The sequence below is a fragment of the Pseudomonas sp. Sample_10 genome, from assembly GCF_004321495.1.
Taxonomy (GTDB): Bacteria; Pseudomonadota; Gammaproteobacteria; order Pseudomonadales; family Pseudomonadaceae; genus Aquipseudomonas.
This window is the reverse complement of record NZ_RCOE01000154.1, coordinates 46,126-69,186: the sequence shown is the minus strand read 5'-3', so window position 1 is coordinate 69,186 and position 23,061 is coordinate 46,126. Positions and strand designations below refer to the sequence as shown.

Annotated in this window: 20 protein-coding genes; 5 read left to right on the top strand and 15 right to left on the bottom strand. The window is 59.9% G+C overall.

Annotated features, from left to right (window positions below):
* Window positions 1-277 precede the first annotated feature (277 nt).
* The 5 genes from D8U18_RS15410 to D8U18_RS15390 all read right to left on the bottom strand — a co-directional run bounded on the left by D8U18_RS15410 (window position 278) and on the right by D8U18_RS15390 (window position 6,873).
* Window positions 278-1,564 carry an FAD-binding oxidoreductase gene (locus D8U18_RS15410; RefSeq protein ID WP_131107921.1) on the bottom strand — a complete coding sequence of 429 codons (1,287 nt, stop codon included), beginning with the start codon at window positions 1,562-1,564 and terminating at the stop codon, window positions 278-280.
* A gap of 131 nt (window positions 1,565-1,695) precedes the next feature.
* Complete coding sequence (locus D8U18_RS15405; protein WP_056853466.1) at window positions 1,696-3,060, bottom strand: glutamine synthetase family protein; 1,365 nt, start codon at window positions 3,058-3,060, stop codon at window positions 1,696-1,698.
* A 320-nt stretch (window positions 3,061-3,380) separates the two neighbouring features.
* Window positions 3,381-4,727: a chromate efflux transporter gene (gene chrA / locus D8U18_RS15400; protein WP_131107920.1), complete on the bottom strand. Its 1,347-nt coding sequence runs from the start codon at window positions 4,725-4,727 to the stop codon at window positions 3,381-3,383.
* A gap of 120 nt (window positions 4,728-4,847) precedes the next feature.
* On the bottom strand, window positions 4,848-5,846 hold the full coding sequence (gene moaA, locus D8U18_RS15395; protein WP_056853468.1) for a GTP 3',8-cyclase MoaA: 999 nt from the start codon (window positions 5,844-5,846) through the stop codon (window positions 4,848-4,850).
* A 175-nt stretch (window positions 5,847-6,021) separates the two neighbouring features.
* Window positions 6,022-6,873 carry a CAP domain-containing protein gene (locus D8U18_RS15390; RefSeq protein ID WP_056853469.1) on the bottom strand — a complete coding sequence of 284 codons (852 nt, stop codon included), beginning with the start codon at window positions 6,871-6,873 and terminating at the stop codon, window positions 6,022-6,024.
* Window positions 6,874-7,014: 141 nt separating this feature from the next.
* On the opposite strand from D8U18_RS15390, the gene D8U18_RS15385 reads away from it, so the two are divergent.
* Window positions 7,015-7,635 carry a cell wall hydrolase gene (locus tag D8U18_RS15385; RefSeq protein ID WP_056853470.1) on the top strand — a complete coding sequence of 207 codons (621 nt, stop codon included), beginning with the start codon at window positions 7,015-7,017 and terminating at the stop codon, window positions 7,633-7,635.
* An 11-nt stretch (window positions 7,636-7,646) separates the two neighbouring features.
* Here D8U18_RS15385 and D8U18_RS15380 read toward each other — a convergent pair whose 3' ends face one another.
* Window positions 7,647-8,162, bottom strand: a complete 516-nt coding sequence (locus tag D8U18_RS15380; protein WP_056853471.1) for a DoxX family protein — start codon at window positions 8,160-8,162, stop codon at window positions 7,647-7,649.
* A gap of 251 nt (window positions 8,163-8,413) precedes the next feature.
* Here D8U18_RS15380 and D8U18_RS15375 point away from each other — a divergent pair, with 251 nt between their 5' ends.
* Complete coding sequence (locus tag D8U18_RS15375; RefSeq protein ID WP_131107919.1) at window positions 8,414-9,916, top strand: aldehyde dehydrogenase family protein; 1,503 nt, start codon at window positions 8,414-8,416, stop codon at window positions 9,914-9,916.
* Window positions 9,917-9,963: 47 nt separating this feature from the next.
* Here D8U18_RS15375 and D8U18_RS15370 read toward each other — a convergent pair whose 3' ends face one another.
* Together D8U18_RS15370 and cynS are read right to left on the bottom strand one after the other, a co-directional pair.
* Window positions 9,964-10,623 carry a carbonic anhydrase gene (locus tag D8U18_RS15370; RefSeq protein ID WP_056853473.1) on the bottom strand — a complete coding sequence of 220 codons (660 nt, stop codon included), beginning with the start codon at window positions 10,621-10,623 and terminating at the stop codon, window positions 9,964-9,966.
* Between the two features lie 59 nt (window positions 10,624-10,682).
* Window positions 10,683-11,150, bottom strand: a complete 468-nt coding sequence (cynS, locus tag D8U18_RS15365; protein WP_056853474.1) for a cyanase — start codon at window positions 11,148-11,150, stop codon at window positions 10,683-10,685.
* A 127-nt stretch (window positions 11,151-11,277) separates the two neighbouring features.
* Between cynS and cynR the strand changes: the two genes are divergently transcribed.
* Window positions 11,278-12,159: a transcriptional regulator CynR gene (gene cynR / locus D8U18_RS15360; protein WP_056853475.1), complete on the top strand. Its 882-nt coding sequence runs from the start codon at window positions 11,278-11,280 to the stop codon at window positions 12,157-12,159.
* 98 nt (window positions 12,160-12,257) lie between these two features.
* Here cynR and D8U18_RS15355 read toward each other — a convergent pair whose 3' ends face one another.
* The 3 genes from D8U18_RS15355 to D8U18_RS15340 form a co-directional block, all read right to left on the bottom strand.
* Window positions 12,258-12,587: a hypothetical protein gene (locus D8U18_RS15355; RefSeq protein WP_056853476.1), complete on the bottom strand. Its 330-nt coding sequence runs from the start codon at window positions 12,585-12,587 to the stop codon at window positions 12,258-12,260.
* 522 nt (window positions 12,588-13,109) lie between these two features.
* A complete protein-coding gene (locus D8U18_RS15345; protein WP_056853478.1) occupies window positions 13,110-13,613 on the bottom strand; it encodes a GNAT family N-acetyltransferase in 504 nt (167 codons plus the stop codon).
* 41 nt (window positions 13,614-13,654) lie between these two features.
* Window positions 13,655-15,604, bottom strand: coding sequence for a DNA topoisomerase III (locus D8U18_RS15340; protein WP_131107918.1), 1,950 nt, complete (start codon window positions 15,602-15,604; stop codon window positions 13,655-13,657).
* Between the two features lie 208 nt (window positions 15,605-15,812).
* Between D8U18_RS15340 and D8U18_RS15335 the strand changes: the two genes are divergently transcribed.
* On the top strand, window positions 15,813-16,181 hold the full coding sequence (locus D8U18_RS15335) for a DUF427 domain-containing protein (protein WP_056853480.1): 369 nt from the start codon (window positions 15,813-15,815) through the stop codon (window positions 16,179-16,181).
* A 51-nt stretch (window positions 16,182-16,232) separates the two neighbouring features.
* Here the strand turns inward: D8U18_RS15335 and lldD are convergent, their stop codons facing one another.
* The 3 genes from lldD to D8U18_RS15320 form a co-directional block, all read right to left on the bottom strand.
* The gene (lldD, locus tag D8U18_RS15330) at window positions 16,233-17,384 is read right to left on the bottom strand and encodes an FMN-dependent L-lactate dehydrogenase LldD (RefSeq protein ID WP_056853506.1); all 1,152 of its coding nucleotides are present in this window, start codon (window positions 17,382-17,384) and stop codon (window positions 16,233-16,235) included.
* 140 nt (window positions 17,385-17,524) lie between these two features.
* Window positions 17,525-19,147, bottom strand: coding sequence for an MFS transporter (locus D8U18_RS15325; protein WP_056853481.1), 1,623 nt, complete (start codon window positions 19,145-19,147; stop codon window positions 17,525-17,527).
* Window positions 19,148-19,301: 154 nt separating this feature from the next.
* Window positions 19,302-20,948 (bottom strand): GMC family oxidoreductase N-terminal domain-containing protein, encoded by a 1,647-nt coding sequence (locus tag D8U18_RS15320; protein WP_131107917.1) that lies wholly within the window; start codon window positions 20,946-20,948, stop codon window positions 19,302-19,304.
* A gap of 121 nt (window positions 20,949-21,069) precedes the next feature.
* Here D8U18_RS15320 and D8U18_RS15315 point away from each other — a divergent pair, with 121 nt between their 5' ends.
* A complete protein-coding gene (locus D8U18_RS15315; RefSeq protein WP_056853483.1) occupies window positions 21,070-21,954 on the top strand; it encodes a LysR family transcriptional regulator in 885 nt (294 codons plus the stop codon).
* On the opposite strand, the gene D8U18_RS15310 is transcribed toward D8U18_RS15315, so the two are convergent.
* On the bottom strand, window positions 21,951-23,048 hold the full coding sequence (locus tag D8U18_RS15310; protein ID WP_131107916.1) for a DNA alkylation repair protein: 1,098 nt from the start codon (window positions 23,046-23,048) through the stop codon (window positions 21,951-21,953). The two genes, D8U18_RS15315 and D8U18_RS15310, sit on opposite strands and share 4 nt — an antisense overlap.
* Window positions 23,049-23,061: the final 13 nt, after the last annotated feature.

The window sequence follows — 23,061 nt, the reverse complement described above, 5'->3', positions numbered from 1 at the left end:
CGAGGATTACCGCGGGTTGGGGATTGAGGTGGTGCAAGCTGTGTGACTGCCGGCAGAGGTGCGGTGAGTTTGCCGGCCTCATCGCTGGCAAGCCAGCTCCCACAATGACCGCGTTCAACACAGCTTTTGTATACGCCACTGAACCTGTGGGAGCTGGCAAGCCAGCTCCCACAATGACCGCGTTCAACACAGCTTTTGTGTACGCCACTGAACCTGTGGGAGCTGGCTTGCCAGCGATGAGGCCGGCACAAACAACATCAATGCCGGCTCGAACCACTCAGCGCAATCGCTCAAGCATCTGGTAATACCACATGCCCGCCGCCAGCATCGGATTGCCCAGCAAGTCGCCCATCGGCACGCGGATGTGTTGGCAGGCGGCGAAGGTGTCGAAGTGCTCAAGCTGCCCGGTGATCGCACGGCCCATGATTTCACCCATGATGTGGCTGGTGGCGATGCCGTGGCCGGAGTAGCCTTGGCAATACCAGACATTGTCCGAGAGCTTGCCCAATTGCGGGATGCGGTTGATCACGATACCCATCGCGCAGCTCCACTGGTAATCGATGGCCACGCCTTTGAGTGCCGGGAACGTCTGCTCGATGCACGGACGCAGCTCGGCGGCGATGTCCCGTGAATCCTTGCCGCTGTAATTGGCGCCACCGCCGAACAGCAAACGACCATCGGCCGTCAGGCGGTAGTAGTCGAGCACGAAACGACAGTCATACACGGCCAGGTCTTCGGGGTTGATCTGTTTCGCCAGATCCCCCAGTGGCGCGGTGGTGACGATGCCGCCCATGGCCGGGAAAATCTTGCCCTTGAGCTTGCCCGGCTCAAGCTTGTGATAGACGTCGCCGGCCAGCAGCACCTGATTGGCATCGATGCGGCCGTGAGCGGTACGCACCCCGGGAGTATCGCCATGAATGATTTCCAGCACTTCGCTGTTTTCAAAGATCAGCGCGCCCAGACTCTCTGCGGCCCGCGCTTCACCGATGCACAGGTTGAGCGGGTGCAAGTGCATGTTGCGGGTGTTTTTGATTACGCCGTGATAGAGGTCGCTTTGCAGCAGGTCGCGCACCTGGCTGCGGTCGAGCAGGCTGACCTCATCAGCCATGCCGCGTCGCACGGCTTCGTCGTAATCCTTGCGCAGACCGTCCATGTGGCTGGGCTTGTAAGCGGCATGCAGGTGACCGTGCTTGAGGTCGCAGGCGATGGCGTATTTCTCGACCCGCTGCTTGATGATCTGATGCCCGCGCCAGCGCAGATGCCAGATGAAATCGTCGACTTCATCGCCAAGGGTGTGGCGCATCTGTTTGCGCATCGCTTCATCGCCCGACAGGCTGCCGGTGACTTGACCGCCGTTGCGTCCGGTAGCGCCCCAACCGATTTTATGGCTTTCGACGATGGCGACTTTCAGGCCTTTTTCCGCGAGTTCGACGGCGGTGGCGACGCCGGTGAAACCGCCGCCGATGATTACCACATCGACCCGGTGCCGGCCTTGCAGGGTCGGGTAATCGGTGTCCTGGTTGAGGGTGGCGGTGTAGTAGGAATTGCTGCGTTGTTGAGTCATGGCTGTGTCCGGGGAAAATGTGGGGAGTGCAGTCGTTGTAGGAGTGAGCCTGCTCGCGATGGCGGTGTGTCATTGACCAGTGATGGTGGCTGACACGACCTCATCGCGAGCAGGCTCGCTCCTACAGGGGCTTACGCCTCAGTCAAATACCAACGCCAATCCTGCTCACCCACTTCAGCCATGAACTGCCGATACTCGGCACGCTTGACCGCCAGATACACCCCGAGAAATTCCTGCCCCAATGCATCCCGCGCCCACACCGAGTTTTCCAGTGCCGTCAGCGATGTCAGCCAGTCGGTCGGCAACAATTGCGTGGCTTGTGCGTAACCGTTGCCCTCTACCGGTTCCCCCGGATCGAGGTTTTCAGTAATGCCGCGATGAATGCCGGCCAGTATCGCTGCTGCCGCCAGATACGGGTTGGCGTCGGCGCCGCAGATGCGATGTTCGATGTGCCTGCTGTTGGCCGGGCCACCTGGAACTCGCAAGCTCACGGTACGGTTGTCGACGCCCCAGGTCGGCGCCAGCGGCGCGTAGCTGTTGGCCTGGAAGCGCCGGTAGGAGTTGGCGTTGGGGCAAAACAGCAGCAACGAGTCAAGCAACGAGGCGAGCATGCCGCCGATGGCCGTGCGCAGCAGCGGTGTGCCGGCCGGGTCTTCGCAGGCGAACAGGTTGCGGCCCTCGGCATCGGCGATGCTGACATGCATGTGCATGCCGGTGCCGGCCAAATGGTCAAAGGGTTTGGCCATGAAGGTCGCTTGCATGCCGTGCTGATGTGCAATGGCTTTGACCAGGCGTTTGTAGCGCACCGCCTGATCCATCGCTTGCAAGGCATCACCGTGTTCCAGGGTGATTTCAACCTGGCCTGGTGCGTATTCGGAAATCGCCGTGCGCGCCGGAATGCCATGGAGTTTGCACGCCGCGTAGAGGTCGGCCAGGAACGGCTCAATCTGTTCCAGTTCGCGCAGGCCATAGACTTGCGTGTGTCGCGGTCGACCGCCGTCGGCGTCCAGCGCCGGTTGCGGGCGCCCGAGATGATCGCGCTTGGCATCGAGCAAGTAGAACTCCAGCTCGCACGCCATCACCGGGTAGTAACCCTGGGCTTTCAGGCGCTCGATCACGTTGATCAGCAGGTGGCGCGGGTCGGCGATGCTCGCCGGCCTGCCTTCCTGCGGGTGCATGCTGACTTGCACGGCGGCGGTCGGAATCTGCCGCCACGGCAAGCGCACCAGGCTGCCTTCGAGCGGGTAGGCACGACAGTCGATATCGCCCACATCCCAAACCAGCCCGGAGTTCTCGACGTCGTCGCCCTGCAAGGTCAGGCCGAGGATGGTGCTGGGCAGCGGACGACCGCTTTCATACACCGCCAGCAGTTCTTCGCGGTGCAACAGTTTGCCGCGCGGCACACCGTTGGCATCGAGGATGAACAGCTCGATCATGTCGATATCGGGGTTGTTCGCCAGGAAAGTCTGGGCGTCTTCAAGGGCTGCGAATTTCATTGTTCGTCACTCACGTTGGCGTCCTGCGGACGCACGGATTCGGGCCTCGGCACGACTACGGATACAAAGATCCGGGGCATGCAGGCAAAGGATTAGCGAAGGAAGAGGCTCTACGCGTTTGGGACGCGATCAGGCGAGCAGGGTGCTATCCGGCGGACGTGCGGAGTGACGGAGTTTGGAACGGCTCAAGGCCATGGGCAGGTTGACAATGCGGTTCATATCGGATGTTTCCGGCATTGGGATTCGTCGATGGCGGGTGTGACCCGCCATCGGGCGTGTCTGGATACTAGGGGGGAATCTGATGCGTGTAAACGTTTCATTCATCGCATCATGTGTACGCCAAGGCCGATTATCGCAGCGCCGAGCAACACCTCGATCACCCCGCGCTTGAAGCGAAACAGGGCAATGGCCGCCACGATCGCGATCAGCAGCGAGGGCCAGTCGAGGGAATTTTCGAAGCCCTTGGGCCACAGCACGTGGTAGCCGAAAAAGCACGCTAGATTGAGGATCACGCCGACCACGGCCGCGGTAATCGCCGTCAACGGTGCGGTGAATTTCAGTTCGTTGTGCGTCGATTCCACCAGCGGCCCGCCGGCGAGGATAAACAGGAAAGAAGGCAGGAAGGTGAACCAGGTCACCAGCGTTGCAGCGACGGCACCGGCGACAAAGGCCTGGTCCGGGCCGAAGACTTGCAGAACGTAGCCGCCGATGAACCCGACAAACGCCACCACCATGATCAGTGGCCCGGGGGTGGTCTCACCGAGCGCCAGGCCGTCGATCATCTGCGTCGGCGTCAGCCAGCCATAGTGACCGACCGCGCCCTGGTAGACATACGGCAACACCGCGTAGGCACCCCCGAATGTCAGTAGCGCCGCTTTGGTGAAGAACCAGCTCATTTGCGTGAGCGTGCCGTCCCAGCCAAACAAAGCGATCAGGGTGGCCATGGGCAGTGTCCACAGGATCACACCGGTCAGCGCCAGGCGTGCCAGCTTCAGGCTGCTGAAACGGGCATGCTCGGGGGGCGGCGTGTCATCGTCGATCACGGCCGGGCCGAACGACTTTTGCGTTGCGCCATGGCCACCGGTGCGAAATTTTTCCGGGGCCAGTCGGCCGCCGAAGTAACCGATCACTGCGGCACCCAGGACGATCAGCGGAAATGGCACGTTCAGCACAAAGATCGCCGCGAAGGAGGCGCCGGCGATGCCCCACAGCCAGCCATTTTTCAGTGCCCGCGAGCCGATCCGGTGTGCGGCTTGCAGCACAATCGCGGTGACCGCCGGCTTGATCCCGTAAAACACACCGGCCACCACCGGCACTTCACCGAAGGCGATGTAGACCCAGGACAAGCCGATCAGGATGAACAGCGAAGGCAGCACAAACAGCACACCCGCGATCACGCCACCCCAGGTGCGGTGCATCAGCCAGCCGATGTACGTCGCCAGTTGCTGGGCTTCGGGGCCGGGCAACAACATGCAGTAATTGAGCGCGTGCAGAAAGCGTCGCTCGGAAATCCAGCGTCGGCGCTCGACCAACTCCTGGTGCATGATCGAAATCTGTCCCGCCGGCCCGCCGAAACTGATCAAGCCAAGCTTGATCCAGAAGCGCAAGGCTTCGCGCAGGCTGATCGGCTCGGGCGTGGAGTGTTCCTGTTTTGGTAAGACGCTCAAGCCTGCGCTCCTGGTGTCGATGCCACTGAATTGAGCTCAGGCTACGGATAACGATTTATCGCGTCCAATGGTTCTTGTGCGTTGATGGGGAATGGCTGATACGGCTGGCGGTCGTCAGCTTCAGCCGCCCGTCATGTTCATGAACCGAACGACTTGAACATCGTCGTTCACTTCGAAATTGTGTCGATAGGGCTTGAGTTTCATCGCTTCGATGATCGCTTTCTCCAGGCGTTCGGGATGCCCCGGATGGCTACGCAAAACCGCCTTCAAATCCACCGAATGTTCATTGCCCAGGCACAGCAGCAAGCGTCCCTCCACGGTCAGTCGCACCCGATTGCAGGTACCGCAAAAATTATGGCTGTGGGGCGAAATGAACCCCAGGCGAATTTGCGGTGCTTCGGCCAGGCGCCAGTAGCGTGACGGGCCTTGGGTCGACTCGGCGGAATCAATCAGCGTGAAGCGCTCGGCAATCCGCTCGCGCACTTGTGTGCTGGAGCAGAACGCTTCGGCGCGGCTGTGTTCATCGATGATGCCCAGGGGCATTTCTTCGATGAAGGAAATGTCGAGGTTACGATCGATGGCGAAGCTCACCAGATCGTTGATCTCGTGGTCGTTGCGGCCCTTCATCACCACGCAATTGAGTTTGGTATGGCTGAACCCGGCCTGGTTGGCGGCGTCGATGCCCTTGATCACTTGCGCCAGATCACCTGTGCGGGTCAGTTCGCGAAAGCGCTGTGGGTCCAGGCAATCGAGACTGATGTTGAGGCGCTTGACCCCTGCATCGAACAACGGTTGCGCCAGTTTGGCCAATTGCGAGCCGTTGGTGGTCATGCACAGTTCACGCAGGCCGGGCAGGGCGGCGATCTTTTCACACAGCTGTACCACGCCCGGACGGATCAGCGGCTCGCCCCCGGTCAGGCGGATCTTGCGGGTGCCGAGCGCCACGAAACTGGCGGCCAGCTGATAGATTTCTTCCAGTGTCAGCACCCGTTGGCGCGGGAGAAACTGCATGTCCTCGGCCATGCAATACACGCAACGGAAATCGCAACGGTCGGTGAGCGACATCCGCAGATAGTCCACGCGCCGGGAGAACCCATCTAGCAGGACCCGTTCTGACATGACACCCTCGCTTGGCGCTTTTATAGAGACTTGCGTTTTTGACGCAAGTGTTGAGCGCAGGCTAAGAGCAACGTTGATAGGCGTCCAATCACTATTAATAACCAAGTGATCGAGCGGATCTATGATGGATTGATTTATCCGTAAGGTCGCTGACGGGCTTGCGGCTGGCAGGTGCTCACTGCGCACCAAACATGGCAGTCCAGTAAATGCCGGCATCGCTCTTCGGATCATTGGCATACGCCGCGCCCAATTCGTTGAACTGCGGGTTCATCAGGTTGGCGCAGTGGCCCGGGCTGGCGAGCCAGCCGTCGACGACCTTGCGCACGGTGTCCTGCCCGGCGGCAATGTTTTCGCCGATCTGCTGGAAGTTGTAGCCTGCCAGTTCCGCGCGGTCACCCGGTGTGCGGCCGTCGCGATCCTTGTGATCGAAGAAATTGTTGTTGGCCATTGCCCGTGAGTGGGTTTCGGCAGCGGCACCCAGCGTGGCGTTCCAGGCCAGTGGTGTGGTGGCGTTGAACGATTGAGCGCCGCACTGGCGCGATTTGGTGCGTGCGGCATTCAGCTCGGCCAGCAACTTCTGGCCTTCGGCTTGCCAGTCGCCCAAGCGTGCGCTCAGCAGTGGACGCGCCACTACAATTCGCCATTCGCGGTCCTGGCGGCTCACGCCGACATCGACAAATTGCGGGTCGAGCACGATCTGGCAAAAGCTTTCCTGAATCGCTTTCATCGCCGATGCCGCATCACGCGGTCCGGACAGGCTGATCGCCTGCACGTTCTTCATGGGGTAGCCGGCAGTCACCATGGCTTGCTGCAGATTGCCAATGCTGGTGGCGGAAAGTGCCAGTCGCGGATCGGCCGCCAGTGGTGGCAATTCCGATGAAACCTGACCGGCGCAACGTTGCAACTGGCTGCGATAGAGATTGATCGATTCGATCAACTGTGACTCATCGCTGGCCACGGCGCTGGCGGCCAACAGCATTCCCAACGACAAACCGGCAAAGCGCATAGCGGATGGTAGAAAACCCATGGAAAACTCCTTGTGCTGACTGCGCCATGATGCGCGAAGTTGCCTTGTCACAGTCAACGGATTTTCCCGAAAGTTGTGGCGCAAGTGCAATCATTTCACTACTACACTCTAGCGATACTGCCTACAGAGTACCGCCCGACCATGTGCCAACACTGGATAACAACCTGCTTCGCCCTGATTCTGCTCGCTGGCCCGGCATTGGCCGCCGATCAGCAGCAAACCCAAAAAGTCGCCGAAGACAAGGCCGAGGTGCTGGAGCAAAAGGCTGCCGAGAACAGCAGCCCGGCACCGGTGCCCAAGTCCGAAGCCATTACCCAGCCTGAAGTGCAGGCCGTTGACCCGGCCGGCAAGGCGCCGCTGGACGACGCCATCACGTGTCTCGCCCGATCGATCTACTGGGAGGCCAAAGGCAAGGACGCTGCCGACATGGAAGCGGTGGCCAACGTGGTGATGAACCGTCTCGGCCATGATGGCTTTCCCGATACCGTCTGCGGCGTGGTCAAGCAAGGCTCGGAAACCAAAAGCTGCCAGTTCTCGTGGTGGTGCGACGGGCGTGCCGATTCGGTTCAGGAGGAGGTGCCTTACGCCCTTGCCAAGGAGATCGCACGCAAAGCGCTGAACAAGCAGTTGCCGGATCGCACCAAAGGCGCGCTGTACTTTCACGATCGCACGGTTAAACCGGATTGGGCCAAGGAATATACCAATACGGCGAACATCGGCCTGTTCAAGTTTTACAAGCCGCTAAATGGGGATGCCAAATAGCGGCCTTTTTTTCAGTTATGACGGCGACGCCAGAAGAACCGCGCCAGCAGCGCATCGAGACTGAATTTACCCGGACCCGAGAGCAGCAGCGGCAGCAGTGCGGCGAGGTAGATCAGCGGCAGTTTGAAGTTGCCGTAGCCTTTGTTGGTGATCGAGTAACCCTGGGCCAGTTCGCTCAGGCTCGACCAGTCAGCGGGCCAGTGCACGGCGGCGGTTGCGACGATGGTGACGACAATCAGGCTGATGGCCGAAAACCGTGTAGCCAGGCCAACCAGCAAGGCGAGGGCGCAGATCAATTCCACCCACATCGACATTTCCCAGTTCAGCGTGGCCGGCAGGTGGTTAAACGGAAACAGGAAGCGCTCTTGAATGTCGGCGAACCAGTTTTCACCGTTGTATTTCTCCAGCCCCGACTCGAAGAACTCCCAGGCCAGGAACACTCGCAGCGTCAAAGGCGCGATCCAGTGGCCGACGCGATCAAGGTTCAGGTGCAAGCCTTTGACGGCCGATGAAATCGAAGTATTCATGGACGGTGTCTCCTTCAAGTCAGTGATGTCGGGCGAGGTGTGCCCGTTTAGCGACAGATGAATTTCATCAGGCGGGTGTATCTGCGTTGTGTCACTTGCGCGGGGGTTTAAGGCTTGTTGTGTCGGGGGCGGGGCTGTACACACTTTGATACGTGGAGGCCGCAGGTCAGGTCGCTATCGCAAGCAGGCTCGCTCACACAGGTGTTTTGCTATACATTTTCTGCCCGCCCATTGCATGGTGAAACCGCTTCATGTCTCTTGCGCTCGAACGTCTAGTCGCTGGCACGCCGATCCCTTTCGCCGGTAACCGTGTCACTGTGGTCAGCCCCGAACTGGCGGCACGCTTCCAGCCCGGAGACCACTTGCTGGTAGAACAGGTCAGCGGCGAGTTGCTGTTGATCCCGGTGGCTGATCAGCAGGCGGCCGCCGTGGCAATCGAACGCGCGCAAGCGGCGTTTGCTGCGATGTCGGTGGTGTCGGATCAGGCGATCAGCAACTTCTTCGACCTGTTCGCCCAGCGTCTGGAAACCCCGCAGTGCTGGGCCTTGATCGAAGCCGCCAACCAGGCTGACATCGAGCGAGCGAAGTCCCGTGGCCGGTCGACCACGCGTTTGCTGGCCGATGAACGCATGCGTCGCGACATGATTGCCGGCCTGCGCGCCTGGCGAGACGCCTCTGCCACCCGTGGCAAAGTGATCAGCTGCGTCGAGCACGACGGCTGGAAGGTCGAGCAAGTGGTGTCGCCGCTGGGCATCGTCGCGTTTGTCTTCGAAGGTCGACCTAACGTTTTTGCCGATGCCGCGGGTGTTTTGCGCACGGGGAACACCGCGGTGCTGCGCATCGGCAGCGATGCGCTGGGCACCGCCCAAACCATTGTGGCCCATGCGTTGAATCCGGCATTGAGTGATGCCGGGTTGCCGAGCGGCGCGGTATCACTGGTGGAAAGCGTCAACCATGCAGCCGGTTGGGCGATGTTTGCCGACCGGCGCCTGTCGCTGGCCGTGGCCCGTGGTTCGGGACGTGCCGTCAGCCAGTTGGGCAGTATCGCGCAACAGGCCGGAACGGCTGTCAGCCTGCACGGTACCGGTGGTGCGTGGCTGATCGCTGATACCGATGCCGATACCGGTCGCTTCGCCAGCGTGGTGCGCAACTCCCTCGACCGTAAAGTCTGCAACACCCTGAATGTTTGCCTGATCCATCGCAACCGCGCCGCCGAACTGGTGCCGGTGTTTCTCGATGCCTTGCAACAGGCCGGCAAGGCACGGGGCCAGGGCTGCAAGTTGCACATCGTCGAAGGCAGCGAAGCATGCCTGCCGGCCGATTGGCTCAATGCAACCGTCGAGGTTTACCGCGCCGAAGGCTACCAGAGCGAAGCCTTGACCGAGCCGTTGCCCGAGGATCAACTGGGCCGCGAGTGGGAGTGGGAAGAAACGCCGGAAGTCAGCCTGAAAATCGTCGACGACCTGGACAGCGCCATTGCCTTGTTCAACCGCTACAGCCCGCAGTTCACCGTGTCGCTGATCAGCGAAGATGCCGCGACGCAGGAGCGTTTCTACAACGCAGTCAACGCGCCTTTTGTCGGCAATGGCATTACCCGTTGGGTCGATGGCCAGTACGCGCTCAACAAGCCGGAGCTCGGTTTGTCGAACTGGGAGAGCGGGCGCCTGTTTGCGCGCAGTGCCATTCTCTCGGGCGATGGCGTGTTCACCATCCGCAGCCGCATGACCCAGATCGATCTGGGCGTCAAACGCTGAGTGATTCAGCTGGGCGACCGCCGCAATGGCGGTCGCCATCGCCTTGATCAGGCCGCTTCCATTGCTTTGCCAGGCACAGCGCAAGTGCCAGGATGCTCAGCCAGCGGCAGAAAACGATGGCTGCTGCCATCGAGTGCATCGATCGAGCCGGTTTCGATGTCATAGACCCAGCCGTGCAAATTCAGCAGACCTTTTTCCTGGGCCAGGCGCACGCTTGGATGAGTCTGGATGTTGGCCAATTGCGCGATCACATTCTCGCGCACCATCGCGCTTATTTTCGCCGTTTGCGTAACGTGAGGCCGTGACTCGTTGATGACTTTCGCCGACTCGGCGTGCTGCAACCAGCCGCTGACGGCGGGCAGGTGATCCATGCAGGTGCATTTGGCGACAGCGGTCATGGCGCCACAGTCCGAATGCCCGCAGATGACGATATCCGTTACGCCCAACACGGCAACAGCGTATTCGACGGTGGCCGACACACCACCCGGATGAGGGCTGTAGGAGGGCACGATGTTGCCGGCGTTACGGATTACGAACAACTCGCCGGGTTCTTGCTGGGTCAGCAATTCGGGCACTACACGGCTGTCGGAACAGGTGATGAACAAGGTACCCGGTTGTTGCGTGGTGGCCAGGTGTTTGAACAGGTCGGTTCGTTGTGGAAACACTTCTTTCTGGAATTTTACAAAGCCTTCGATGAGCGCTTTCATGGCGGCGTCCTCATGGATGAGCGGATTTGGCCCGCACGGTGGTACGGGCCGTTTTCGACTTAGAACGGACGCAGGGGCAGGAACTTGCCGTCGAGCGTAATCACTGCGCGCGAACCGCCTTCCGGGTCTTCGACTTTCTTCATGTCGAGCTTGAAGTTGATCGCACTGATGATGCCGTCGCCGAACTGCTCATGAACCAGAGCCTTCAAGGTGGTGCCGTAGATCTGGATCATTTCGTAGAAGCGGTAGATGGTCGGATCGGTCGGGACACCCGCAAGGCTGCCGCGCAGCGGGATGATCTGCAGGCGAGCCACCGCCTCGGCATCCAGGTCGAGTTTCTCGCCGATCACCTCTGCGGCGCTTTGCGGCAGTGGATGCTGGCCGAGAAGTGCAGCGGTGACATAGGCAAGGCCCAGGCCGGTGCCGTCAGCCAGGTCTTGCCACGACAGATTTTTGCGAGCTTTGGCATCGAGAATTGCGGTGGTCAGGGCCAGGCTTGGATCGTTATAGGCGTGAGACTGTTGCATGGTGGTTCTCCTGTCGCTGGGGGAAGTGTCTGGGTGTGAAGCCATCTTCTTCCGTTCAATCCATAGCGTCCAAGACCGATATACAATGCAAGGCATAAGTACTGCCTATAGATAGAAAGGTCTGAGCATGCTGCTGCGACATCTGCGTTACCTGTTGGCCGTGGCTGACCATGGCGGCTTCACCCGTGCGGCCGAAGCCCTGCATGTTTCCCAGCCAACGCTTTCACAACAGATCCGGCAACTGGAAGAGACCCTGGGTGTCAGCCTGTTCGATCGCACGTCGCGTACGGTCAAGCCGACCGACGCGGGTCAGGCGTATATCGAATGCGCTCGGCGGGTGCTGATAGAGCTGGAGGCGGGCAAGCGTGCGCTGCACGACGTGAAGGATTTGTCCCGGGGCACTTTGCGTCTGGCCATGACCCCGACTTTCATGGCCTACCTGGTGGGGCCGCTGGTGCGCGATTTCGTGGCGCGTTACCCGAACATTCACCTGGAGGTGTTCGAGCTGTCGATGGACGACATCGAAACCGGGTTGGCGCAGGACTCTCTGGACATCGCGATTGCGTTTGATCAGGTGAGAAACCCTGATATCGAATCGATTCCTGCATTTACCGAAACCCTGGGATTGATGGTCGGCCAGGCGCATCCGTTGTATGAAAGCCGGGACACCGTGACCCATGACCAGGTGGCGCAGCTGCAGTTTGCCTTACTCAGCGCAGATTTTTTCACGCGCACCTGCATTGACGAGTATTTCACCCGGGCGCAGATAACGCCGAAAGTGGCGATCGAGGTCAATTCAGTCAACACGCTGTTGGAAGTCATTCGGCATACGGCAATGGCTACAATCCTTCCGGAGCCCATTGCAACCAGCGACCGCGCTCTGCGCATGATCCCGCTAGCGGGGGAGGCGCCCCAGCGTGGCGCTGCATTACTGCGTCGTAAAAACAACTATCACAGTGCGGCGGCTTTGGCTTTTGTGCAGGTGGTGTTGGCTGCTGGTATGTCTTGATTGGCAACATTCCCCACTTTCATTGAGCCATTAAAAAGGGCCTGCTCTTATCAGGAGCAGGCCCTTTTTATTTATGAGTCAACAATGACTCATTTCAATTAGTAGAACCGATCAATCACCCGAACTTCGTTCTTGTTCTGCATCGAATCCCAGGCCTGTTTCAGCGTTTGCAGGACATTGCCGATGAAGTCTTTGTCGGCCGCGGCTTTTTTGCCGACATAGCCCTGGCCGCGACGGTACATCTTCAGTCGGGCGAGCAGGTTCTGGTTGTTCTGGTCGAACTCTGCTTCATGGGCATGTGGCGACAGGCAGTCGATATGAACCTGACCCGATTTGCTGATCCACAGGATATGGCTGTCGTGGCTGTCTTTCTTTGCCGCGAACATACGAGCCAGTTCTTCGATAGTAGGTTGATTGTTCAGATTCATGATAAAGCCCCCTTGACCATTTGGTGATCTTTCAAAGTTGATTCGCTAATACAAGTAGCCCATCGGTTAGTTGATCCCTGGCACCGAAACCAGGACGTCAGCAGCCGTCCGTCATAAGCGACGAGGTCCTGCGTCTGTTGCATGTAGTCGTGTTGAATAACTGCTACGCAATAGCGTCACAACGAAGAGAAGCGGCGATAACCTTTGGCCCCTGCCGACGTTTTCAAGGTCGGCCACAAGCTTCATGAGGATGGATCGCCAGCGCTTCTCGTCCTTGTACTGGACGTTCAGGCCAGGTCAGCTTCTTCAATCTGCCTTGTGGGCAGCGTGTATCCGGAAAAAACAGCTCGGCGGTCAGACGAGCTTGCTCAAGCGTGTTGCGTGTACTCCCGATCGGGGAGACGTCTGCATCATGCAAGGGCAAATCGTGCTCGTCAACGGTTTTGTAGTGATTATTTTCAGTCACTACATATTGTCGGACAAAGCTGGGAGGAATTAAAAAAGGCGCTGTAAAGGCGTCACTCAGGCTGGCGGCGCTGGCGCCTCGAAGCGGTAAAGGGTGCAGGGATAACCTTCTACCGTGAGGAAATGTCGAGTAAAACCGCCTGCGCTGAGATCGGGCATCACGGTGGCCCAGAACAACCGAGCAGGCAGGTTCGCTTCGATGTGGAAAATTTGCCATTGACCGGGAAATCGGCTCAAGAGGGTGGAAACGACAAACCTGGCGACACCCTGGCCACGAAAGCGTCGGCTGACAAACAAGTAGCCGATGTTGTAATCGGCGCCGGGCAAGTGGGTGTTGTCATCCACGGTCACGAAACCCGCCAGTTCGCCGTCGACCCGGATCAAAAACGGTCGGGTGGCGGGTTTTTGCCAATAGTCCGACAAGGGGCGAAGGCTGAAAAAGCCGTGTTCGCTCAGTTTCAGCGGCAACCATTCACTGAAGTCGTAGGTGTAGAACTGCATCAGGTTTTCAATGGTTTCCAGTTCGTCGCGTTGCGCGGCGTGCAGTTCTATCGAGGGCATACTGGTGAACTCCTGTCTTGATGCCAGGACAGTATGGCCGATCAACCCTTGCTCGCCGGTTTCGCGCTGCGTCTGGTGCCAGCCGCTGCTTTGCGCTTGGCAGGCTTGCGCTTGTTTTTCCATGGCGTGGCATCGCGTCCGGCGGGGCTTGCCGGACCGCTGATGGTCAGGTTCAAACCGGCACATCGACTGACCTGTTTGCTCATCCAGGCCGCCTGTTTGGCAACGAACTCTTCGAGGCTCATTTCCCCGCTCTGCACCATGTCCAGGGCTTGCTCCCAAATGGCCGTAGTGCCCGGATCGGCAATGGCGCGAGGCACCGCATCGATCAGACTGAAAGCGGCCGGCGTGGCAGAAAGAGCCTTGCCGTTCTTGATCAGGTAACCACGGTCGAGCAGACCCTGGATGATCGAGGCGCGGGTCGCTTCGGTGCCGATACCCGTGGTGTCCTTGAGTTTCTGCTTGAGCAGAGGGTCTTCCACCAGTTTGGCGACGTTTTTCATCGCCTTGATCAGGTCGCCCTCGGTGAACGGTTTGGGCGGTTGGGTCCACAGGTCCTTGAGCTGCACGCTGGCCACTGCGCAATCAATTCCTTCGCGCAGGTTGGGCAAGGTTTGAGGCGCTGGGGCTTCACGACCTTTCGCCGGGGCAAGCGCTTCGGGCAGAGCGCGTTTCCAGCCGGGATCGACGATTTGTTTGCCCACCGCGCGCAAGGCTTCACCGGCACAGTCGAAATCAGCCTGGGTGCGGTCAAACTCGTGATTGGGCAGAAACTGCGCGAGATACCTGGCCCTGATCAGCGTATAGACCGCGCGGTGCTTGCCGGTCAGGCGTTCGAGGTTTTTGGCCGCAGCAGTAGGGATGATGCCGTGGTGCGCACTGACCTTGGCATCGTTCCAGGCCCGTGAGCGCCTATGGGGCTCCAGGTGATCGCGCAAGGCATCCAGCGCCGGATCGGCTTGCCTGAGGGCGGCGAGAATCGCCGGTGCTTCGCCGTGCTGGCTGACGGGCAGATAGCCGCAGTCACTGCGCGGGTAGGTGATCACCTTGTGGGTTTCATAAAGTGCCTGGGCGATGTCGAGGGTTTCCTGAGCGCCGAGCCCGAGTTTCTTCGAGCAGACTTCCTGTAGCGTGCCCAAATCGAAGGGCAGTGGCGCCACTTCACGCATGCGTTCGGTGCGCAGCTTGATCACCCGGGCACTTGCCGCGCCCATCATTGCTGTGGCTGCCTGTTGGGCCAGTGCCTGATTCAGGCAGCGATCCTGATCGTCGCAAACTCCGGATGCCGCGCGCCATTGCGCGGTGAAAGCAGGGCCGTCGTGCAGCAGTTGCACGTCGATGGCCCAGTAGGCGACCGGGACGAAGTCGGCAATGCTGCGGTCGCGATCCACTACCAGGCGCAGGGTAGGGGTTTGCACCCGGCCTACCGGTAACACGCCCTGATACCCGGACTGGCGCCCGAGCAGCGTGAACAGTCGACTCATGTTCATGCCGATCAACCAGTCGGCACGACTGCGCCCCAGTGCGGAATGGTAGAGATTGAAGGTTTCGGCACCTGGTTTGAGCGACGCGAGGGCTTTGCGGATCGAGGCGTCGTCCAGCGCCGACAGCCACAGGCGGCGGATCGGGCCGCGATACTTGCAGTGCTCCACCAGTTCCCGGGCGATCATCTCGCCTTCGCGGTCAGCGTCGGTAGCGATGATCAGTTCCGACGCTTCACCGAGCAGGCGTTTGACCGCCTTGTACTGGCTCGCCGTGCGCGGCTTGACGGTCATCTTCCATGTGTCCGGAATGATTGGCAGGTCGGCCAGTACCCAGCGCTTGTAGCGCGCGTCATAGGCATCCGGCGGCGCGGTTTCCAGGAGATGGCCGATGCACCAGGTCACCGTGAGGTCCGTGCCCAGCCAGCAGCCGTCGCCCCGGCGTCTGGCGCCGAGCACAGTCGCGATGTCTTTGGCCTGGGAAGGTTTTTCACAGAGGTACAGCCGCATAACCACCATCGTTGATCAGTGTCCGGGGAGGTGCACAGAATGGCGGGTGATGCGCGCCGGAGCAATCATTATCTGTATGGATGTACAGCCTTGGCGTTGCATTTGATTTCATCGCCTTCGCAATCCGTTCGGCTGCGAGGCCGCCAAGGTCAGCCAAGTTGCGTTATACCTGATGAATCGACTCATCACCGTCTCGAGGAACGTATACATGAAAACTTCAGGTCCCAGCCCTGTCATCACCATCGCCGAGCAGCCCGGTTGCCTGTTGGTGAAGTTTCACGGGATCCAGGTCGCGGCGTCCTCCCGCGCGCTGGTGCTGCTTGAGGCCAACTACCCACCGGTTTACTACGTGCCCCGCGAAGACATCGACGAGAAGTATTACGCCCGCACCGATCACACCAGTTACTGCCCGTACAAAGGTGATGCCAGTTATTTCAGTCTGCAAGTGCCAGGGCATGAAGGTGCTAACGCCGTGTGGAGTTATGAAAACCCCAAAGTGTCGGTGGCGCAGATCCGTGAATACATGGCGTTTTATCCCGACCAGGTGAAATTCGAGGTGGTCGAGCTTGAAGAGTGATTGTCTGTGCGGCTGACGAATCGTTTGCGCACACGGCAGGAACAAGCATCGTCAGTCGGTATTCTTGATTGCCTGTACCAGGGTGCTTTCGTCGATCTGAGCAATCGACGTCACCCCGGTCAGCGTCATCGCCACACGCATTTCCCTGGCAAAGATATCCAGCATGTTCTCTACCCCGCGTTGACCATCGGCGGCCAGCGCGTAAGCCATCGAACGCCCCAACAACACGCCCTTGGCGCCCAGCGCCAGCATGCGCACAACGTCCAGCCCTGAGCGGATACCCGAATCGACCAGCACCGTCAGGTCATCGCCAATCGCTTGTTTGATCGGCGGCAATGCCTGGGCAGTGGAGAGAACCCCGTCCAGCTGCCGGCCGCCGTGGTTCGACACGACAATGCCATCGGCACCGAAACTCACCGCGTCCTTGGCGTCCTGCGGGTCGAGAATGCCTTTGATGATCATCGGGCCTTTCCAGAAATCGCGAATCCATTCCAGGTCGCTCCAGCTGATCGATGGATCGAAATTGTTGGCCAGCCAGCCCATGTAGTCTTCAAGTGTCACGGCTTTGCCGAGGTACCTGGAGATATTCCCCAGATCATGCGGCCGGCCCATGAGGCCGACGTTGTATGCCCAGTCGGGTCGGGTCATCGCTTGAAGCATGCGCCGCGATGACGCAAAAGGCCCGGACATGCCCGAGTGGGCGTCGCGGTAGCGGGCGCCGGGGGTTGGCATGTCGACGGTGAACACCAGGTTCTTCACCCCGGCAGCTTTCGCCCGTTCCAGGGCGTTGCGCATGAAGCCGCGGTCCTTGAGCACATACAGCTGAAACCAGATGGGTTGCTCGCTTTGCGCCACGACTTCCTCGATCGAACAGACCGAGACGGTGGACAGGCACAGGGGGATGCCTTTGTTCTGCGCCGCTCTCACGGCCTGCACCTCACCACGGCGGGCGAACATGCCGGTCAGCCCCACTGGCGCGAGGATGATCGGCATGGCAAGAGGTTGATCGAAGAGGGTGGTTTCCAGGCTCAAAGTTTCGACGTTCTTGAGGATACGCTGGCGCAGGCTGATGCCGGTCAGGTCGGCGCTGTTGGCCCGCAGGGTATGTTCCGCGTAAGCGCCGCCATCAATGTAATCGAACAAGAAACGTGGGAGTTTGCGACGTGCTGCCTCGCGATAATCGGATGCAGAGGAAATGATCATGCCGGTGCCTCGGTCAGTGTAGGAGCGAGCCTGCTCGCGATGGTCGTTAACGATAGCGCGTGCCTTCAGGTTGAACACGGCGCTCTTGAGACCTATGCGAGCGAACTCGCTCCTACAGAATCCAGTTTGTGAGTTGGCTGTCAGTTCTTGTCCAGATCGACGTTGCGCGTCTCACGCAAACAGATCATCCCCACCACCAGGCTCACCCCGGTGATCAGCACCGGATACCAGAGCCCGTAGAAAATGTCCCCGGTGTAGACCACCAGGGCAAACGACACGGTCGGCAAGAAGCCGCCGAACCAGCCGTTACCGATGTGATAGGGCAGCGACATCGAGGTATAGCGGATGCGCGTCGGGAACAGTTCGACCATCAGTGCCGCCAGCGGGCCGTAGCACATGGCGGAGATGATGATCAGTGCCACGATCAATGCGACGATCATTGGCTTGTTGATTTGCTGCATGTCGGCCTGTTGCGGGTAACCGGCGAGGGTGACCGCGCCGCGCAATGCGGCTTCGTCGAAACCGTCGATCTTCACGTCGCCCACGCTGACTTGCACGCCGCTGCCGGCTGGAGCCGCCGCGCTGGCGTAGGGCAAGCCTTGCTTGACGAGGAAGGTCTTGACCTTGTCGCAGGGGCTATCAAATTTCGCCTTGCCGACCGGGTCGAACTGGAAGGTGCAGGTGGCCGGGTCAGCCAGCACGGTGATCGGTGCCTGGCGGCTGGCCAGGTCAATCGCCGGGTTGGCGTAGTGGGCCAGGGTCTTGAAGATCGGGAAGTACAACACGGTCGCCAGCAACAGGCCGAGCATCAGCACCGGCTTGCGTCCGACCTTGTCCGACAGCCAGCCGAAGAAGATGAAAAACGGCGCGCCGATGGTCACGCTGACGATCAGCAAGCCATTGGCCACGGCCGGGTCCATTTTCAGAAACTGGGTGAGGAAGAACAGCACGTAAAACTGCGCCGCATAGAAGGTCACGGCTTGGCCGGCGTTGATGCTGAACAGGGCGATCAGCACGACCTTGAGGTTTTCCCATTTGCCGAAAGAATCACGGATCGGCGATTTGCACAGCTTGCCTTCTTCCTTCATTTTCACGAAGGCGGGGGATTCATGCAGGCTCAGGCGAATCCAGGTCGAGATGCCCAGCAGAATGATCGAAAACAGGAACGGAATGCGCCAGCCCCAGACTTCGAACTGATCGCCGGTGAAGTAGCGGCAACCGAGTACCACCAGCAGCGACAGCAACAGGCCGAGGGTGGCGGTGGATTGAATCCAGCTGGTGTGGAAGCCGCGTTTGCCGATGGGCGCGTGTTCCGCCACATAGGTCGCGGCGCCACCGTATTCACCGCCCAGGGCCAGGCCCTGGAGCATGCGCAGCACCACGAGAATGATCGGCGCGGCAATGCCGATGCTGGCGTAGGTCGGCAGCAAGCCGACACAGAAGGTCGCCAGCCCCATGAGAACGATGGTGGCGAGGAAGGTGTATTTGCGTCCGATCATGTCCCCCAAACGGCCAAACACCAGGGCACCGAATGGCCTGACGATAAACCCGGCGGCAAAGGCCATCAGGGCAAAAATGAACGCCGTGGTGTCGTTGACTCCGGCGAAAAACTGTTTGCTGATGACTGCCGCGAGGGCGCCATAAAGGAAAAAGTCATACCACTCGAACACTGTTCCAAGTGACGAAGCGAAGATGACTTTCTGGGTTTCCTGGCTGGTGCCCTCGCTGCGCACGGCTTCCAGGGGCTGAACGTGTTCTGACATATCGGTATCCCTCACAGTGATTGTTTTTGTTGTTCCACTGATGTTGCGTATTCCTTGCAGGGGGTGATGCTCGATGTCCGTGAAACCAGTAACGTCCCTGTGGGAGTAGGCTTGCCCGCGATTGGGAAGGGGCAGTCAGCATGAATGTTGACTGTCATGCCGTCATCGCGGGTAAACCTGCTCCCACAGGGATGGTGTTTGCAGCATTGAGAATCATGTGTGCCGCTTTCTCCGCGATCATCAGCGTAGGCGAACAAGTGTTGCCGGAAGTGATGCGCGGCATGATCGACGCGTCGGCGATGCGCAGGCCGGGAATGCCTTGCACGCGCAGTTCGGCGTCGACCACCGCGTCCGCGTCGTTGCCCATCCGGCAAGTGCCCACCGGATGGAAAATCGTGGTGCCGATGCGCGCGGCGGCTTCGTGCAGTTGTTCTTCGCTTTGCAGGTTGTCTCCCGGCAGATATTCGACCGGTTTGAACGCCTTCAGGGCCGGTGCGGCAACGATGCGCCGGGTCAGACGAATCGCATCGGCGGCGACCCGCAAGTCTTCCGGATGGCTCAGGTAGTTGGGTTGAATCAGCGGTGCTTCCTGCGGGTTGGCCGAACGGATCTCCACCCGGCCACGGCTCTGCGGACGCAAGTCACAGACCGACGCGGTAAACGCCGGGAACGCATGCAATGGCTCACCGAAGCGCTCCAGCGACAGTGGTTGCACGTGGTATTCAAGATTGGCCGAGGTCTGCTCCGGACCGGAGCGGGCAAACGCACCGAGCTGGCTCGGCGCCATCGACAGCGGGCCGCTGCGGTCGTACAGGTAACGCAAGCCCATGCCCATTTTGCCCCACAGGCTGCCAGCGATTTGATTGAGGGTGCGGGCGTTTTCCAGTTTGTAGATCAGCCGCAGTTGCAGATGGTCCTGCAGGTTGCCGCCGACGCCGGGCAGTTCATGGACGACGCCGATGCCCAAGCGTTGCAGCAGCGGGCGAGGGCCGATACCGGAACGTTGCAGAATGCTTGGCGAGCCCACGGAACCGGCGCAGAGGACGATTTCCTTGCGCGCCTTGAAAGTTTTCGGCTGATTTTGCCAGCGGGCGCTGACCGCTGACGCGCGGCCGTTTTCCAGCAGTACGCGGTCAACTTCAACGCCGGTCAACACGGTCAGATTGGCGCGGTTGCGCACCGGTTTGAGGAATGCCTTCGCCGCGTTCCAGCGGATGCCGGCCTTCTGATTGACCTGGAAGTACCCGCAACCTTCGTTGTCGCCCTGGTTGAAGTCATCGATGCTGGCGATGCCGCTTTGCTCGGCAGCGCTGCGGAACGCATCGAGAATCGGCCATGACAAACGCTGGCGTTCGACCCGCCAGTCGCCGCTGGCACCGTGAAATTCGGAGTCGCCGGCAAAATGGTTTTCGCTTTTCTTGAACAGCGGCAACACGTCCTGCCAGCGCCACCCGGGGTTGCCTTCGGCTGCCCAGCCATCGTAGTCCCCGGCCTGGCCACGCATGTAGATCATGCCGTTGATTGACGAGCAGCCGCCCAGCACTTTGCCCCGTGGGTAACTCAGGGCGCGCCCCTGCAGGCCAGGTTGAGCTTCGGTCTTGAAGCACCAGTCGGTGCGCGGGTTACCGATGCAGAACAGGTAACCCACGGGAATATGAATCCATGCATAGTTGTCGCGGCCACCGGCTTCGAGCAACAGAACCCGGTGTTGTGGGTTGGCCGATAGCCGATTGGCCAGCAAACACCCGGCGGGACCGGCCCCGACCACGATGTAATCGTATTCATCAAGGGAAGACTGCATCCCTGACCTCGTCTTGTTGTTCTTGTTGTCGGTCATCCTAGTTGTTAGCTTTCGTCAAAAGAATGTTAGTTTTTGCGCAGCTGCTGTGCGTTTTTAAACAGCGACGACCTAAGGATGGACGATGTTCGACTGGAATGACCTGCGGTTTTTTCTCGAATTGCAGCGCAGCGGGCGTTTGCTTACCGCTGCCCGCCGTTTGAACACCACGCACGCCACCGTGGCGCGGCACATCGAGGCCATCGAAAAGAGCCTCGGCACCGCGCTGTTCGTGCAGCATGCCCAGGGGTATGAACTGACCCCGTCCGGCGAAGCGCTGCTCAAGCATGCGGAAGCCATGGAGAACGTCGCGCTGTTGGCACAGGAGGAAATCACCCAGTCCACGGCACCGTTGGGCAAGATCCGCGTCGGGGTCACAGAAGGGCTGGGCATCATGTTTCTATCCAGCCGCATGAACGGTTTGTTCGAACGTTACCCGGGGCTGGAAGTGGAACTGGTCGCGGTGCCGCGGTTTGTCAGCATTCTCAATCGCGAGGCGGAAATCAGCATCCACCTCGAACGGCCATCGGCGGACATGCTGGTCACGCGCAAGCTCACGGACTATCGCCTGGCCCTCTACGCCAGTCAGGACTACCTCGATCGTTCGCCGCCGCTGGGCAATCGAGAGGATCTGGGGCGCCATGCGTGGATCGGCTACGTCGACGACTTGTTGTTCAGTCAGGAACTGATGTTCCTCAACAGCTTCTGCCGCAACCCGCAGGTGGTCTTTCACAGCACCAGCGTTATCGCTCAGCAACAGGCTGCGCGCGCAGGTCTGGGGATTGCCGTTTTACCGTGCTATATGGCCAGCGCCGATCCCGGTCTGGTACCGCTGTTTCCCGATGAAAGCATTCTGCGCAGCTACTGGATCAGTACCCGGCGCGAGCTGCACAAATCGGTGCGGCTGCGGGTGATGTGGGATTACGTGGTGGAGTTGTGTGAGCGCGAGCAGGGGTTGTTGTTGGGTTAAGGAAGGATTTCAAACGCCGTACTGGCCAGTCGTTCGCCATTGACCATGATGTGCACCGCATGGCGACCGGCGTAATGCCTGCGGGTGGTCAGTTCTTTGATGTGCTGGCCGCGGCTCAGTTGCTCGGTGGCTTTACCGGGCAACGTCAGGGCTTTGAGCTTGAACACCTTGGCCGAGGTGCTGCCGTTGGCTTTCACGTAGTCGATGGCATAGTCGATCACCAGGCGCTGGCTGTCCTCGACCCTGGATTTGACGGCAAAGGACAGGGTGATTTTCTCCCCCAGGCCAATCACTGGCGGGTTGACTCGCACATCGACGATCTCGACTTCAGGCTTGCCACCCGCGCCGATGATCGCCAGCGCTCGTGGGTTGCCCTGTTTGATCAGGCTGCGTAGCGCATGTTTGGCGATCCACGCGGTGTGTTTGTTGTCCAGCGACCAGCCTTCAATCAGCTCAAGCACCCAGTCGGGATGATCCTTGGTGATGTCGTTCAAGTGGTTGGCCACGGACTTGCGCACATACAGGCTGGTGTCGGCCTTGAGATTGTCGAGGATCTGCGCGGCCAGGCTCGGGTCGGCCTGGACTTGCTCCAGGCGAAACGACCACGGCAGTCGCGGACGGCAACCTTCACTGGCCAGCCTCCGGACATGCTCGTTGTCGTCCAGTGACCAGTCGTGCATCAGCTTCAGCGAGCGCTCGAGGTCCCTGCGCAGGAAGTGGCGAATGGCAAACTCCGAGGAGCCGAATGCAGTGAAGTACTTGAGCGCGTCCATCGATACGTCGAAGCGGTCGGCACCATAAGCCGCCACGTACTGCGGCAGGCACATGCTGACGAAGCCACTGTTGAGACGCGGGGCGAGTGCGCGCAGGACTTCGAGCGATGCTTCATAACCCAGCGGCAACACCGCGTGCAGGCATTCGCTGACGCGTGCCATGCGTTGCATGACCGACAGGTCCGCCAGGCCGGTGCTGGCCAGTTTGAGGAATCTCTGCGCATCGAACTCCGGATAGACCGCCGTCATTTCGCTGGCGATATGCTGGAGGCGCTCGACGTTGAAGATTTCCTTGAGGGCGGGGGATTGATCGGCAGCCATTACGAGTTCCTTG

Excerpts from the sequence above, each read along its gene's own strand:
- D8U18_RS15410 (WP_131107921.1), bottom strand. The coding sequence starts at position 1,564 with ATGACTCAACAACGCAGCAATTCCTACTACACCGCCACCCTCAACCAG.
- D8U18_RS15405 (WP_056853466.1), bottom strand. The coding sequence starts at position 3,060 with ATGAAATTCGCAGCCCTTGAAGACGCCCAGACTTTCCTGGCGAACAAC.
- moaA (WP_056853468.1), bottom strand. The coding sequence starts at position 5,846 with ATGTCAGAACGGGTCCTGCTAGATGGGTTCTCCCGGCGCGTGGACTAT.
- D8U18_RS15390 (WP_056853469.1), bottom strand. The coding sequence starts at position 6,873 with ATGGGTTTTCTACCATCCGCTATGCGCTTTGCCGGTTTGTCGTTGGGA.
- D8U18_RS15385 (WP_056853470.1), top strand. The coding sequence starts at position 7,015 with ATGTGCCAACACTGGATAACAACCTGCTTCGCCCTGATTCTGCTCGCT.
- D8U18_RS15380 (WP_056853471.1), bottom strand. The coding sequence starts at position 8,162 with ATGAATACTTCGATTTCATCGGCCGTCAAAGGCTTGCACCTGAACCTT.
- D8U18_RS15375 (WP_131107919.1), top strand. The coding sequence starts at position 8,414 with ATGTCTCTTGCGCTCGAACGTCTAGTCGCTGGCACGCCGATCCCTTTC.
- D8U18_RS15370 (WP_056853473.1), bottom strand. The coding sequence starts at position 10,623 with ATGAAAGCGCTCATCGAAGGCTTTGTAAAATTCCAGAAAGAAGTGTTT.
- cynS (WP_056853474.1), bottom strand. The coding sequence starts at position 11,150 with ATGCAACAGTCTCACGCCTATAACGATCCAAGCCTGGCCCTGACCACC.
- cynR (WP_056853475.1), top strand. The coding sequence starts at position 11,278 with ATGCTGCTGCGACATCTGCGTTACCTGTTGGCCGTGGCTGACCATGGC.
- D8U18_RS15355 (WP_056853476.1), bottom strand. The coding sequence starts at position 12,587 with ATGAATCTGAACAATCAACCTACTATCGAAGAACTGGCTCGTATGTTC.
- D8U18_RS15345 (WP_056853478.1), bottom strand. The coding sequence starts at position 13,613 with ATGCCCTCGATAGAACTGCACGCCGCGCAACGCGACGAACTGGAAACC.
- D8U18_RS15340 (WP_131107918.1), bottom strand. The coding sequence starts at position 15,604 with ATGCGGCTGTACCTCTGTGAAAAACCTTCCCAGGCCAAAGACATCGCG.
- D8U18_RS15335 (WP_056853480.1), top strand. The coding sequence starts at position 15,813 with ATGAAAACTTCAGGTCCCAGCCCTGTCATCACCATCGCCGAGCAGCCC.
- lldD (WP_056853506.1), bottom strand. The coding sequence starts at position 17,384 with ATGATCATTTCCTCTGCATCCGATTATCGCGAGGCAGCACGTCGCAAA.
- D8U18_RS15325 (WP_056853481.1), bottom strand. The coding sequence starts at position 19,147 with ATGTCAGAACACGTTCAGCCCCTGGAAGCCGTGCGCAGCGAGGGCACC.
- D8U18_RS15320 (WP_131107917.1), bottom strand. The coding sequence starts at position 20,948 with ATGCAGTCTTCCCTTGATGAATACGATTACATCGTGGTCGGGGCCGGT.
- D8U18_RS15315 (WP_056853483.1), top strand. The coding sequence starts at position 21,070 with ATGTTCGACTGGAATGACCTGCGGTTTTTTCTCGAATTGCAGCGCAGC.
- D8U18_RS15310 (WP_131107916.1), bottom strand. The coding sequence starts at position 23,048 with ATGGCTGCCGATCAATCCCCCGCCCTCAAGGAAATCTTCAACGTCGAG.